Raw genomic sequence first — 13,379 nt, forward strand, 5'->3', positions numbered from 1 at the left:
GTTTAAACTCTTACCTATAACCACACGGTTTATTAATTTTTAACAACAAAACGGCTCCTGGCTGTTACCAACCAGGAGCCGACTGTGAATTGTATCACGCTTTTATTGGCTAATCGTTAGTTTCTTTACATCGCCATTGCGAGTCGTCACTAAGTAGCCTTCAGGCAATTCAATTGGTGCTACCGCAAAGCCGCTATCATCGACTAACTGTTGAGCAACAAACTCACCAGATGAACGATCTAACCAGTGCAGATAACCTTCGGTGTCACCCACGACAACATAACCATTAATAATAGCAGGTGCTGTCAGTAAGCGGTTTTCTAACAATGGAGTGCTCCAAAGTTCAGTACCACTACGAGCATCAACTGCAACCACATGGTCTTTATCGGTAACCACAAACAAACGACTGCCATCACTCGCGAGATCAATCGCTGACGAATAGTTACGTTTCCAAATTGGCTTGCCAGCTCGAAGATCGATAGCAATCAATTGACCATTGATACCAACGGTATACAAAGTACCACCAAGAACAACTGGAGATGCATCAACATCCACTAAGCGATCAATTTCCGTTGCGCCTTTTGGCATACCTACTGGCTGTTGCCAAATAAGCTGGCCACGGTCAACAATAGCGGCAGCTAGACGACCATTTGCCGTACCCCAGAAAACACCACCAGAAACAGCAACAGGCGTACTGTCACCACGGAGTGTTAGGCTTGGAACTTCAGTGCTGATTGTCCACTTTTGCTCACCGGTCTCTTGGTCTAGAGCAATCATCATGCCGCGACTAGTATGAACCAGTACCATATTGTTTTCAGTCGCTGGGGATGCAAGCACCTCGCCATTCACTGAAACACGCCATAGCTCTTCACCCGTCGATTCGTCCAACGCGATCATTTCGCCATTCTCAGAACCAACAAATACTTTGCCGTAAGCCGCCGTTAAGCCACCCGATAAACGAGCCAGTACGTCTTTCTCTAGATCGACTTTCCAGAGCTCTTTACCCGTTTCAGGATCAAGCGCTTTAACCAAACCTTCGCGGCTTGCAACAAATACTTTGTCGTACGCCAGTTCTGGCGATAGTTTTGAAAAGTAGTGACCAACACCATCACCAACTGACGTAGACCATTCCTGTTTAGGAGTGAACTCGCTATTTACTGTTGGTACTGGAGCCATAATGACTGTGTCTTCTTCACCCGCACAGCCTGCTAACAGGCCAAGAGCAATCGCACACAACGCCGCTTTGGGAAACATCTTCTTCATTCAAAGCGCCTTATTTAGCTAGGTCGTCAAGTTTGATTTGAAGCGTTTGGCTAGCATCAACAGCTTGCTGTGCTTCTGTGTAAGCACTGTATGCTGCGTCTGTATCGCCTTTACGAAGTGAAATATCACCACGTAGTTCAGCAACACGGCCTTTCCAGGATTCGTCAGTCATCGCTTCAAGATCAGTCAATGCTGCGTCAAATTCACCTTGCTCAGCTTTGATACGTGCAACACGGTAAGTAAGAAGTGGCGCTAGAGCCGCATCCTTAGTTGCCGATTTTGCCCACTCAAGCTGTTCAAGTGCCGCTGCAAGTTCGCCCGCTTGTACTTGTGCTTTTGCTAGTTGCATAGCAGCAAGAACGGAATACTCAGCGTCTTTATTTGCGTCGATGAAAGCTTGAATGTCAGATTGAGCATCAACGCCCTTAGCATCAAGAGCTGAAATGACAGAGGTGTAGCTTTCTGAAGCAGCTTCACGCGCTTCAAGGACTGAATCTTGGTAATAGCGCCAACCAAATAGACCACCTAAACCAATAACCGCACCAAAGATTACGGCTTTACCGTTCTCTTTCCACCAATCTTTAATGGCTTCAACCTGTTGCTCTTCGCTATCGTAAAGTTCCACTTCCTGTCCTCTTTAATTCTTTAAACGCCAGCATAGTGCTGACGTTAATATTCATTATGAGCGTTTGCTCAATGGCTAATTAGATTAGCGCAGCAACTTTCTCTGCAACTTCCGCTTGAGACACGGTTTCTTGCTCGCCGCCAACCAAATCTTTTAGTACAACGGTATTATCAGCAACTTCGTTCTCACCAAGCACTAGCGCCACAACGGCACCTACTTTGTCAGCACGTTTGAATTGCTTCTTGAAGTTACCACCACCAAAGTGGTTCATCACACGCACGCCTTCTACAGTGTCGCGTAATTGATTCGCTAGTTGCATGCCTGCGATCATAGTGCCTTCGCCAGCCGCAACCATGTAAACATCAACGCTACGGCGAACTTCTGTTAGTTCTAGCGTTTCCATCATCAGAACCAGACGCTCTAGACCCATTGCGAAGCCAACTGCGTTGGTTGCTTTTCCGCCCAGTTGTTCAACAAGACCATCGTAACGGCCGCCGCCACATACTGTACCTTGAGCACCAAGGCTGTCTGTGATCCACTCAAATACGGTACGGTTGTAGTAATCTAGGCCGCGTACTAGACGCTCATTAACTTGGTATTCGATACCAACAGCGTCAAGAAGTTCACATAAACCAGCAAAATGTTGCTTCGATTCTTCACCTAGATATTCAGATAGTCGAGGTGCGTCACCTAAGATAGCTTGAACATCAGGGTTCTTAGTATCAAGTACACGTAGAGGGTTAGTGTGCATACGACGTTTGCAGTCTTCATCAAGCACATCAATGTGTTGCTCAAGGAAAGCCACTAACGCAGTGCGGTAGCTTACGCGATCTTCTTGAGAACCGATTGAGTTTAGCTCTAGGCGAACGTGCTTATCGATACCTAGCTCACGCCATAGGCGAGCTGTCATCATGATAAGTTCTGCGTCAACGTCTGGACCGTCTAAGCCAAACACTTCAACACCACATTGGTGGAATTGACGGTAACGACCTTTTTGAGGACGCTCGTGGCGGAACATCGGGCCCATGTACCATAGGCGCTGTTCATCACGGTTGATAAGGCTATTTTGAATACATGAACGTACACAACCAGCTGTGCCTTCAGGACGCAGCGTTAGGCTATCGCCATTGCGGTCGTCAAAGGTGTACATCTCTTTAGAAACAACGTCTGTCTCTTCACCAACGGCACGGCTAAATAGGTTTGTTTCTTCAACGATAGGCATACGTACTTCGTTGTAACCGTATGCACTCACCACGTTTTTAACTGCGCTTTCTACTTTCTGCCACAGTGGTGATTGAGTTGGAAGGCAGTCGTTCATGCCTCGAATTGCTTGGATATTTTTAGCCACAGTATTTATTCCGTAATTTCTCACGACCAGGTGTTAGTGCGAATAGACAGTCACACCCCATCGCGTTGTATTAATCTTCTAAGTTTTCTACATCAATGCGATTTGCTTTATCAAGCACTGACGCTTTTGCACGAATCTTAGCTTCAAGTTTGTCGACAAGATCATCGTTGTCGAAGCGCTCTTTCTGACGCTTACCGTCTTCGTAGAAGGCACTTTTACGTGCACTACCGGCTAAACCTAAGTGAGACACTTCAGCTTCACCAGGGCCGTTAACCACACAACCGATGATTGATACGTCCATTGGGGTAATAACGTCTTCTAAGCGCTCTTCAAGGGCGTTAACGGTGTTAATAACATCGAACTCTTGACGAGAACAGCTCGGGCACGCAATGAAGTTGATGCCACGCGAGCGAATGCGCAAAGATTTAAGAATATCAAAGCCAACTTTGATCTCTTCAACAGGATCAGCCGCTAGCGAGATACGCAGCGTGTCACCGATACCTTCAGAAAGAAGCATACCTAGACCCACAGCTGACTTCACAGAGCCAGCACGAGCACCGCCCGCTTCGGTGATACCAAGGTGAAGTGGTTGGTCAATCTGCTTAGCCAGCAAACGGTAAGAGCCGACGGCGAGGAAGACATCAGAAGCCTTAACGCTGACTTTAAATTGATCAAAGTTCAAACGGTCTAGGATATCGACGTGACGCATTGCGGATTCAACAAGCGCTTCGGCTGTCGGTTCTGTGTATTTCTCTTGGATCTCTTTTTCAAGAGAGCCGCCGTTAACACCAATACGAATCGGAATATTCATATCGCGAGCACAATCAACAACGGAGCGGATACGACTTTCATTACCGATGTTACCAGGGTTGATACGCAAACAGTCAACGCCATATTCAGCCACTTTAAGGGCGATACGGTAGTCGAAATGAATATCAGCAACCAAAGGAACAGATACTTGCTGCTTGATTAACTTAAACGCTTCAGCGGCATCCATAGTAGGAACAGATACGCGAACGATATCAGCACCCACTTTTTCCAAAGCTCGAATTTGAGCAACGGTCGCGGCTACATCAGTTGTTCTTGTGTTGGTCATGGATTGCACAGCAATTGGTGCACCATCACCGATCGGCACATCACCCACATAAATACGGGTTGATTTGCGACGAATAATAGGAGATTCGTGTTGCATATTAACTCTAAGGTAAGGTTATTCTAGCTACTTTGCCTGAAGTATACCCAGAAAGGTCGACAGGTTCACTTGCAAATGTCATCGATACGCCTTCAGGCGCACCCAGAATCACTTTATATGGTGCAGCTCCAGAAAGATTTAAGGTCTGGCCTGCTTTTTTGATGCCAGTAGACAACGTTTTACCCGAAGCATCTTTCACTTGGATCCAGCAATCAGCAGAAAACTGCATCACTAGCTCGTTAACCACAGATTCTGGAGCTACCGTTTCTAATTCTGCCGTAACAGAAGCGACGTCTGCAGCTTGTTGTGCTTCTTCCATCTGTTCAACTGGTTCAATAGTTTCTGAAGTTTCAGCTGTATTTGTAGAAGTCAGATCATCAGAGTTTTCAGTAACAAAAGATGTCTCTGTGTTTTGTTCAGCTTCAATCACTTCTAATGACGTTAATTCAGGGTCTAGCGACTCATCGACCATTAGCTCTTCTGAGCTTTCGGTATTAACCAGAGATTGAGACAAGGTGTCTTGCTGTTGGTTCTGCCACCACCACAATGAAGACATGCCTACAATCACCGCGAAAATACTCCAAGTTAGGAACATAATACGGCTATTGTGCTTTTCGGTTTTGGTCTTACGAGAAAAGCTCAGCATTTCTTGTTCTTGATGTTGAGCGTCACCAGAATGATGAAGCGCATTTAAAACCACTTTCTCATCAAGATTAACGTACTTCGCATATGAGCGAATGTAGCCACGCATAAACGTTGCCACTTGGTCAGATTCGAACTGGTTTTCTTCGATTTGTTGAATCAAAGTAACGCGAAGCTTCAAGCGATCAGAGATCTGCTTTTGTGTTAAACCAAGAGATTCACGCTTATTTTTAAGCAGTGTTCCTGCTTCTAAAGTCGGTGCAACTATTTCAGGTGTTTTTGTGTCGTGTTCTGTGTTCATAGAGAGTGAACTTCTAAAGTATTATCGCAGGTTGATGAGAGCATGTTTTTATTGTCGTTTAAGCTCAATCTAGCAACCCACTTTATGTGGAATTTTTCCTGTTACTTAAATCATCAACCCTTAAAGACAAACATCGGTCATACCGTTATGAACGACGCTCTCAGGAAGCTAGTTTATCAAGTAGCCAACCTAAATAGACATATTGATGATCAGTAACAAGCGAGCACTTAAAATTAATTTAAGATTAGTTAATCATAAGCTAATGCCATTACAAGGCAAAAACACTTTAAACAAAATTTACCGTCAGCTCATGGTTTTGTCCAAAATTTGACGAAAAATGTAAGAAAGCATGGGAAAAAAGTCTAAAAATTGGAAATTAACTCTCCCAAAAAGCAACAAGCCAGAAGTTAGACTTCTGGCTTGTTTAAATTCCAATCGCGTTTAAACCGCTTTTACTTCAATCACACCACCTGCAATGAGGTTAGCTTCTGAGGCGGCTTTCAGCATTTTGGTACGCTTGGTTCTGTCAATAACATCCCCCACCAATTGGCCACATGCGGCATCAATGTCATCACCACGAGTTTTACGAACCGTTACTGTGTAGTTGTATTCCATCAGCGTTTTTTGGAAGCGATCAATACGAGAATTACTTGGCTTCTTGTAAGGTGACCCTGGGTAAGGGTTAAATGGAATCAAGTTAATCTTACATGGCGTATCTTTCATTAGCTCAGCAAGTTCACGAGCATGGTCCATATCGTCATTCACATGATCCAATAGAACGTACTCAACGGTTACTTTACCGCGGTTAGCATTTGAAGAAGCAATGTAACGACGAACAGACGCTAGGAAGTCTTGGATATCCCAACGGTCGTTGATCGGCATGATTTGGCTACGTAGTGCATCGTTTGGTGCATGTAGAGAAATCGCAAGTGCTACGTCGATGTTATCAGTCATTTGGTCAAGGCCAGATACAACACCAGAAGTTGATACCGTTACACGACGCTTAGACAGTGCGAAGCCAAGATCATCAAGCATGATTTCTAATGATGGAATTAGATTCTTCATGTTCAATAGAGGTTCACCCATACCCATCATTACAACGTTAGTAATTGGGCGACGACCTGTTTCTTTCTCTAGACCGATCTCACGAGATGCACGCCAAATTTGACCAACAATCTCTGAAACTTTTAGGTTACGATTAAAGCCTTGTTGAGCTGTTGAACAGAATTTACACTCAAGTGCACAACCAACTTGTGAAGATACACATAGCGTCGCACGGTCACCATCTGGGATGTATACGGTTTCAACGTCTTGGTCGCCAACGCTCATAGCCCATTTAATTGTGCCATCTGTAGAGTGCTGAGCTTCAGAAACAACAGGTGCAACGATCTCACAACGACGTTGAAGTTTCTCACGTAACTTTTTGTTAATGTTGTTCATTTGTTCGAAGTCATCGACACCGAAGTGATAAATCCACTTCATCACTTGCTCTGCTCTAAACGCTTTCTCATTCAGTTCTTCTGTGAAAAATTTACGAAGACCTTTACGATCAAAATCGAGTAGATTGACTTTAGCTGTGGTCATGATGCCTCTCAGTGACGGAACAATAATTAAGGGCGCGAATTGTACAGGCTTTACGCAACTTCAACAAGTACTGTAAAACCTTGTGTTTACTAAGACATTCAAACTTAAGTGATTAAAATTCACACAACCAAATTTACCTGCTTACGTTTGGCCAATTCAAAGCGAGATTCTCGATTACGCTCCTCCGTCGCTATCGGGAATAACGTAAAAACTTACTCAGTAACTTTCCATTCATAGTCATCAGGTCACGAGTTCCTCAAACCTCGTCATTCCAGAACCGAGGGACGAGGTATCTGGAATCTCTCTTTTAACTGCACCTCTTTTCCCACAATCCATCAGATACAAAAAAGGCCTCACCGAAGTGAAGCCTTTATTGATACTTGCTGTTGTCTGCTTATTCAGCTGGGCGCGGGCAAATTTCAGATTCTGGGAAGAAGAATTCGATTTCACGAGCTGCTGACTCAGGGCTGTCACTGCCATGTACTGAGTTGTAACGCATGCTGATAGCGTAGTCAGCACGGATAGTGCCGCATGCTGCTTCTTCTGGGTTTGTTTTGCCCATCAATTCGCGGTAACGAGCAATCGCGTTTTCGCCTTCAAGTACTTGAACCATGATAGGACCAGAAGTCATAAACTCTTTAAGAGCCGGGAAGAATTCTTTGCCTTCGTGTTCTGCGTAGAAGCCACTTGCTTGTTCTTCAGTAAGACGAACCATTTTAGCAGCAATAATTTCTAGGCCTGCCTTTTCGATGCGGTGGTAGATTTCACCAACAAGGTTACGCTTAACTGCATCTGGCTTAACAATTGAGAACGTTCTTTCTAGAGCCATAGGGATTCCTTCACTTCATTTTTTTGTTATTAAATACTGAAATTACTGAGATCATTCGATCTTAGTTTCTGAATGAGCGGCATCGAAATACCGTACATTCTTATTATTATTTTGCTTGATCGATAAGAAGGCGAGCGAGCGTACGAACACCCATACCCGTTGCACCAGCCGACCATTTATCACTTGCAGATTTACGGTAAGTACCTGAGCAATCCAGGTGAATCCAACCTTTTTTGTAGTCGTCTACAAAGTAAGAAAGGAATGCAGCAGCGGTACTTGCACCCGGCGTGTAATCTCCTGAACTGATGTTTGAAAGATCAGCAAAGTTTGAAGGCAGCATACCACGGTGGAAATCAGCAAGAGGCAGTGGCCATAGGCCTTCTTTCTCTTGGTTCGCAGCCGTTAGCGCTTGGTGAGACAGTTCATCATCGAAGCTTAATAGTGCATGGTAGTCGTTACCTAGTGCATTTTTCGCTGCGCCAGTTAGCGTTGCGCAATCAATGATCAATTCTGGATTTTGTGCACTTGCGTACATCAAACCATCAGCAAGAACCAAGCGACCTTCAGCGTCAGTATTCATGATCTCAACCGTCTTACCATTTTTGTAGGTAATGATGTCGCCAAGCTTCAATGCACGACCAGAGATCATGTTCTCTGCACAACATAGAATAAGCTTAATACGCTTGTTCAAGCCACGTTCAATTGCAAGACCAAGGCCACCAGTGATGGTTGCAGCGCCGCCCATATCAGCCTTCATTGCTGTCATGAATTGACCTGGCTTGATGCTGTAACCGCCTGAGTCGAAAGTGATACCTTTACCGACTAGACAAGCAAATACAGGTGCATTTTCGTCGCCTGTTGGGTTGAAATCCAATTGAAGCATTGCTGATGTACGCTCAGAGCCACGCCCTACTGCGTAGATGCCTTCCCAACCTTCAGTTAGTAGATCTTTATCTTTAACGATTTTCGCTTTCACTGTGCCTGCTGGCGCCACTGACTTGATGTATTCGGCAGCCATTGTCGCTAATTGACGAGGTGCCACTTCTTCAGCGGTTTTGTTGATAATGTCACGAGTCCAATCAGTAGCACGAATGCGAGCTTCTAGCTCTACTTGATCAGCTTCTGAAAGTGCATCCCATTCCAATGCATTCTTTTTCTTTGGTCCACGGTAGCCTTGGTAGAAAGCCCAAACGCTTTCTAGATCCCAACCTTCACCACGAAGTGAAACGAATGCGATACCTTGTCCGTCAAGCGTACGACCAGCACGTTGAACTGCGCCTAAATCGTGACCTTCACCAATGTGAATTGTCGCTCCTGCTTCAGAAAACGATAAAATAGCTCTAGCTCCCCACTGAGGCTGGGCAGCTTCTTGACTTAAAAATACTGACATCTGTGTAGACATGATTTCTCCTTGTCATGAACCACCGTTATTAAGTGGTTCTGATTATTTTTTATTAGCGCACTGATGTTAGCATTATGTAGGAGTAAAATGTCATTTTGATAAAAAAACGGACCATAAGGTCCGCTGTTTTTAGTAAGAATTGTTAACTTGGCTGCGTTTTATATTGGACTGATGCCAACCCACAACCTAATCATTAGACAAGAGGATTAATCCATCTCATCCATCCAGCACAAAATAATAGCCTCTAAGATTTTCTCATTAGAGTTGTTCGGCGCGTCGTCGAACTCTTCAAGGTCTAACACCCACTGATGCAAATCGGTAAAACGAACCGTTTTAGGGTCAGTATCTGGGTACAAATCACATAGTTCAATTGCGATATCTCGCGAATCAATCCACTTCAAGCTCATAACACTTCCTTATTTTTATCAGCGACGCTCTGCCACCTTTATGATCTATATTCTAGGCCTGTTTCTTAACATGGCTGTTCTAGTAATGGTTGTCTAAATAATAATTACACAGTTATAACCATAGAAACCGTTACTAAAAACAAGTTCTTAGTGATCTTCAGAAGCTAGGTTCAGCGTGTACTTTGGAATCTCTACAACAAGATCCGTATCAGCAACTTTAGCTTGGCAACCTAGGCGGGATTCCATCTCTAAGCCCCATGCTTTATCTAGCATGTCGTCTTCTAGGTCATCGCTCTCTTCTAAAGAATCAAAGCCTTCACGAATCACAACGTGACATGTAGTACATGCACACGACTTCTCACATGCGTGTTCAATACCAATACCGGCCTTCAATGCAACATCAAGAACCGTCTCACCAGTTTTTGCTTCTAAAACAGCGCCTTCTGGACATAGATCTTCGTGAGGTAAAACAATAATCTTTGGCATGTTTATCTATTCTCTAACTATTAAATATTATCGACTGACTGACCTGACAGTGCAGCACGAATTGATTTATCCATACGACGAGAAGCAAAGTCTTGGCTCGCTTTGTCGATATTTTTAATTTCTAGTTCAATGGCATCGGCATTGTCGCCATTGCGCACTTCAATCAGTGCTTCAATGGCTTGAACAAGTTGTTGCTTGCCTTGCTCATCCAGCAACTCATCACCATCGGCTTGCATCGCAGCAATTAAGCCTTCAATAACGCGATCCGCTTCTACGCGTTGCTCAGCAAGAGCACGCGCTTGCATGTCTTCTTTTGCAAACGTCATCGAATCTTTCAGCATGCTGGCCACTTCGTTATCGCTTAGACCGTAAGAAGGCTTAACTTGGATTTCAGCTTGAACGCCAGTGCTCTTCTCCATTGCGGTAACCGACAGTAGACCATCAGCATCCACTTGGTAAGTAACGCGAATATGAGCAGCACCTGCTGTCATCGGCGGGATGCCTTTCAAAGCAAATCGAGCCAGTGAACGACAGTCATCAACCATCTCACGCTCGCCTTGCACGGTGTGTACTGTCATTGCAGTTTGACCGTCTTTGAACGTGGTAAACTCTTGTGCACGAGCAACTGGGATCGTGGTATTACGAGGGATGATCTTTTCGACTAAGCCACCCATGGTTTCGATACCCAGTGACAGAGGGATAACATCCAATAGCAGCATCTCAGAGTCAGGCTTGTTGCCAACTAAGATATCCGCTTGAATCGATGCGCCAATCGCAACCACTTCATCAGGGTTAATACTGGTTAATGGAGTACGACCAAAGAAGCCACCGACCATTTCACGAACAAGTGAGGTACGAGTTGAACCACCTACCATCACTACTTCTAGTACTTCATCCGCGTCAACTTCCGCATCTTTCAGTGCTCGGCGGCACGAAAGCAGCGTTTTCTTAACTAGTGGCTTGATGATCTCTTCGAACTCTTCACGAGTTAATGAGCCAGACCAACCTAGTGCTTCAACATTAACGCTTTCAGCTTCAGATAAGCCAATCTTCGCTTCTGTTGCTGCGTCTAGAAGAATACGGTTCTGTTCTGCTGTCAGCTCTAACAAGCCCATTTGCTCTTGGAAATGCTCCGCAATTAAATGGTCAAAGTCATCGCCGCCTAATGCAGAGTCACCACCGGTTGCTAAAACTTCGAAGACACCTTTAGACAGGCGTAGGATAGAGATATCAAACGTACCACCGCCTAAGTCATAAACAGCGATTACCCCTTCTTTACCTGAATCCAAGCCATAAGCAATCGCAGCTGCAGTGGGTTCATTAAGAAGACGTAACACATGAAGACCAGCAAGTTGCGCTGCGTCTTTGGTACCTGCACGTTGTGCATCATCAAAGTACGCAGGGACGGTAATCACGGCACCAGCCAATTCACCACCTAACGTCGACTCAGCACGTTGACCGAGTGCACGAAGAATATCTGCAGATACTTGAATTGGGTTCTTATTTCCTTGCGCTGTGTTAATCACAGGCAGGCCATTATCACTTTCTTCAAACTGATATGGCAGAGATGGGTATCGCTGTTGAATATCTGACAGTGAACGACCGATTAATCGCTTAACTGAGATAATGGTATTTTTAGGATCAGTTTGTGCATTTACACGCGCTTCATCACCAGTGGTGTACGACTCTGACTGATAGTGAACAACGGAAGGGAGAATACTGCGACCTTGTTGATCAACAAGCGTGCTTGCCTCACCACTGCGCACTGACGCAACCAATGAGTTTGTTGTACCTAAATCAATACCCACTGCAAGCTTGTGCTGGTGAGGAGCGGCGCTTTGCCCTGGTTCTGCAATCTGAAGTAGTGCCATGGATGTGTCCTTGTTATACGAACTAGCCGATCAAACGATCTTCAACTAACTCGATTTCATTCTTTAATTTTGCAATAAACTTAAGCTTTCTTACTCGGTCTGCAGCTTCTAACCAAGCTTCGCTGTCGAGTTCTTGTTGGATAGCGCTTAATTGTTGTTTATACATTTTGCTAACCTTTCCTTCAAATGCAAACAAAGCATCTTCAGGATCAGAACTGTCGGCGATATCTTCCAGCTCTTCACGCAATTCCATTTGCTCCATCAGGAACATAGGATCTTGCATAGTCTGCTGCTCACCACGAATATCCTCACCATGTTGAACTAACAGGTATTCAGCGCGGCTGACTGGATTTTTCAACACCTGGTACGCATCATTGATTTGCGCAGCTTTTTGCACAGCCAGCAAGCGATCTCGCTCAGAAGCCGTGGCAAATTTATCAGGGTGGAATTGGCGTTGCAGATCTCTAAACTGAGAAGAAAGAAGGCTACCATCCAGTTGAAACTGAAGTGGTAGCCCAAATAATTCGAAATGATTCATGTAACGGTGGTCCTAAGTTTAGGCTCTTTACTTAGAGCCTAATTTTATTCTTCGCTCATTATAAACGCTCAACGATTGAGGCGTTTATACATTGAAGCTCTCACCACAACCACATTCGCCTTTCGCGTTAGGGTTGTTGAATTCAAAACCTTCGTTTAGGCCTTCTTTTACGTAATCAAGCTCAGTACCGTCTAGGTAAACTAGGCTCTTTGGATCAATGATGACCTTAACACCTGAATGCTCGAACACTTCGTCTTCTTCGTTGAGCTCGTCAACGAATTCCAGTACATACGCCATACCCGAACAGCCAGTAGTTTTTACCGCTAAGCGCAACCCGATACCTTTACCTCGGTTATCTAGGAAAGCTTGAACTCGGCTTGCTGCCGTATCTGTCATGGTGATGGCCATACTACAACCTTGTGTTTTATATAAATTGAGAACTCAGGGGGAGCACAAAGGGTGCTCCCAAATATTACTTTTTTGAAGTGATTACGTTGTAGAAACGATTAGTGCTTCTTTTTGTAATCCGCAACCGCTGCTTTGATTGCATCTTCAGCAAGAATTGAACAGTGAACTTTCACTGGTGGCAACTCTAACTCTTCTGCGATTTCAGAGTTTTTAATAGCAGCTGCTTCATCAATACTTTTACCTTTAACCCACTCAGTTACTAGTGAGCTAGAAGCGATTGCGCTACCGCAACCGTAAGTCTTGAATTTTGCGTCTTCAATAATACCTTCTGCAGATACTTTGATTTGCAGTTTCATTACGTCACCACAAGCTGGTGCGCCAACCATGCCGCTACCTACACTTGGATCTTCTTTATCAAACGAACCTACGTTACGTGGGTTTTCGTAGTGATCAATTACTTTTTCGCTATATGCCATGATAGTT

The 13,379-nt window shown here is 44.6% G+C and carries 14 protein-coding genes; all 14 read right to left on the reverse strand.

The window, feature by feature from the left end:
* Positions 1–102 precede the first annotated feature (102 nt).
* The gene (gene bamB, locus L8S15_RS10260; RefSeq protein ID WP_280572931.1) at positions 103–1,263 is read right to left on the reverse strand and encodes an outer membrane protein assembly factor BamB; all 1,161 of its coding nucleotides are present in this window, start codon (positions 1,261–1,263) and stop codon (positions 103–105) included.
* A gap of 10 nt (positions 1,264–1,273) precedes the next feature.
* Positions 1,274–1,888: a YfgM family protein gene (locus L8S15_RS10265; protein ID WP_010440549.1), complete on the reverse strand. Its 615-nt coding sequence runs from the start codon at positions 1,886–1,888 to the stop codon at positions 1,274–1,276.
* 79 nt (positions 1,889–1,967) lie between these two features.
* Positions 1,968–3,236 (reverse strand): histidine--tRNA ligase, encoded by a 1,269-nt coding sequence (gene hisS, locus L8S15_RS10270; protein ID WP_010440547.1) that lies wholly within the window; start codon positions 3,234–3,236, stop codon positions 1,968–1,970.
* 70 nt (positions 3,237–3,306) lie between these two features.
* Entirely contained in the window at positions 3,307–4,428 is a 1,122-nt protein-coding gene (ispG, locus tag L8S15_RS10275) for a flavodoxin-dependent (E)-4-hydroxy-3-methylbut-2-enyl-diphosphate synthase (RefSeq protein ID WP_009848294.1), read from the reverse strand.
* Between the two features lie 7 nt (positions 4,429–4,435).
* Entirely contained in the window at positions 4,436–5,371 is a 936-nt protein-coding gene (rodZ, locus tag L8S15_RS10280) for a cytoskeleton protein RodZ (protein WP_010440538.1), read from the reverse strand.
* 441 nt (positions 5,372–5,812) lie between these two features.
* A complete protein-coding gene (locus L8S15_RS10285; protein WP_010440536.1) occupies positions 5,813–6,955 on the reverse strand; it encodes a bifunctional tRNA (adenosine(37)-C2)-methyltransferase TrmG/ribosomal RNA large subunit methyltransferase RlmN in 1,143 nt (380 codons plus the stop codon).
* A gap of 394 nt (positions 6,956–7,349) precedes the next feature.
* The gene (gene ndk / locus L8S15_RS10290; protein WP_010440533.1) at positions 7,350–7,784 is read right to left on the reverse strand and encodes a nucleoside-diphosphate kinase; all 435 of its coding nucleotides are present in this window, start codon (positions 7,782–7,784) and stop codon (positions 7,350–7,352) included.
* A 106-nt stretch (positions 7,785–7,890) separates the two neighbouring features.
* On the reverse strand, positions 7,891–9,186 hold the full coding sequence (gene pepB / locus L8S15_RS10295; protein ID WP_016767136.1) for an aminopeptidase PepB: 1,296 nt from the start codon (positions 9,184–9,186) through the stop codon (positions 7,891–7,893).
* A gap of 206 nt (positions 9,187–9,392) precedes the next feature.
* A complete protein-coding gene (iscX, locus tag L8S15_RS10300) occupies positions 9,393–9,593 on the reverse strand; it encodes a Fe-S cluster assembly protein IscX (protein ID WP_010440526.1) in 201 nt (66 codons plus the stop codon).
* 147 nt (positions 9,594–9,740) lie between these two features.
* Entirely contained in the window at positions 9,741–10,079 is a 339-nt protein-coding gene (gene fdx / locus L8S15_RS10305) for an ISC system 2Fe-2S type ferredoxin (RefSeq protein ID WP_010440525.1), read from the reverse strand.
* A 20-nt stretch (positions 10,080–10,099) separates the two neighbouring features.
* The gene (hscA, locus tag L8S15_RS10310) at positions 10,100–11,950 is read right to left on the reverse strand and encodes a Fe-S protein assembly chaperone HscA (RefSeq protein ID WP_010440524.1); all 1,851 of its coding nucleotides are present in this window, start codon (positions 11,948–11,950) and stop codon (positions 10,100–10,102) included.
* A 22-nt stretch (positions 11,951–11,972) separates the two neighbouring features.
* Complete coding sequence (gene hscB / locus L8S15_RS10315) at positions 11,973–12,488, reverse strand: co-chaperone HscB (protein WP_010440522.1); 516 nt, start codon at positions 12,486–12,488, stop codon at positions 11,973–11,975.
* An 84-nt stretch (positions 12,489–12,572) separates the two neighbouring features.
* A complete protein-coding gene (iscA, locus tag L8S15_RS10320; protein ID WP_010440519.1) occupies positions 12,573–12,896 on the reverse strand; it encodes an iron-sulfur cluster assembly protein IscA in 324 nt (107 codons plus the stop codon).
* Positions 12,897–12,994: 98 nt separating this feature from the next.
* Positions 12,995–13,372, reverse strand: coding sequence for a Fe-S cluster assembly scaffold IscU (gene iscU, locus L8S15_RS10325; RefSeq protein ID WP_004735094.1), 378 nt, complete (start codon positions 13,370–13,372; stop codon positions 12,995–12,997).
* Positions 13,373–13,379: the final 7 nt, after the last annotated feature.

Origin of the sequence: Vibrio sp. S/42/10 (assembly GCF_029890535.1) — a bacterium.
GTDB classification, from domain to species: Bacteria; Pseudomonadota; Gammaproteobacteria; order Enterobacterales; family Vibrionaceae; genus Vibrio; species Vibrio cyclitrophicus.

What these genes read in the sequence shown, in the direction of transcription:
- iscA (WP_010440519.1), bottom strand. Translation starts at nt 12,896, where the DNA reads ATGGCCATCACCATGACAGATACGGCAGCAAGCCGAGTTCAAGCTTTC.
- fdx (WP_010440525.1), bottom strand. Translation starts at nt 10,079, where the DNA reads ATGCCAAAGATTATTGTTTTACCTCACGAAGATCTATGTCCAGAAGGC.
- iscX (WP_010440526.1), bottom strand. Translation starts at nt 9,593, where the DNA reads ATGAGCTTGAAGTGGATTGATTCGCGAGATATCGCAATTGAACTATGT.
- rodZ (WP_010440538.1), bottom strand. Translation starts at nt 5,371, where the DNA reads ATGAACACAGAACACGACACAAAAACACCTGAAATAGTTGCACCGACT.
- hscA (WP_010440524.1), bottom strand. Translation starts at nt 11,950, where the DNA reads ATGGCACTACTTCAGATTGCAGAACCAGGGCAAAGCGCCGCTCCTCAC.
- L8S15_RS10285 (WP_010440536.1), bottom strand. Translation starts at nt 6,955, where the DNA reads ATGACCACAGCTAAAGTCAATCTACTCGATTTTGATCGTAAAGGTCTT.
- pepB (WP_016767136.1), bottom strand. Translation starts at nt 9,186, where the DNA reads ATGTCTACACAGATGTCAGTATTTTTAAGTCAAGAAGCTGCCCAGCCT.
- ndk (WP_010440533.1), bottom strand. Translation starts at nt 7,784, where the DNA reads ATGGCTCTAGAAAGAACGTTCTCAATTGTTAAGCCAGATGCAGTTAAG.
- ispG (WP_009848294.1), bottom strand. Translation starts at nt 4,428, where the DNA reads ATGCAACACGAATCTCCTATTATTCGTCGCAAATCAACCCGTATTTAT.
- hscB (WP_010440522.1), bottom strand. Translation starts at nt 12,488, where the DNA reads ATGAATCATTTCGAATTATTTGGGCTACCACTTCAGTTTCAACTGGAT.
- iscU (WP_004735094.1), bottom strand. Translation starts at nt 13,372, where the DNA reads ATGGCATATAGCGAAAAAGTAATTGATCACTACGAAAACCCACGTAAC.
- bamB (WP_280572931.1), bottom strand. Translation starts at nt 1,263, where the DNA reads ATGAAGAAGATGTTTCCCAAAGCGGCGTTGTGTGCGATTGCTCTTGGC.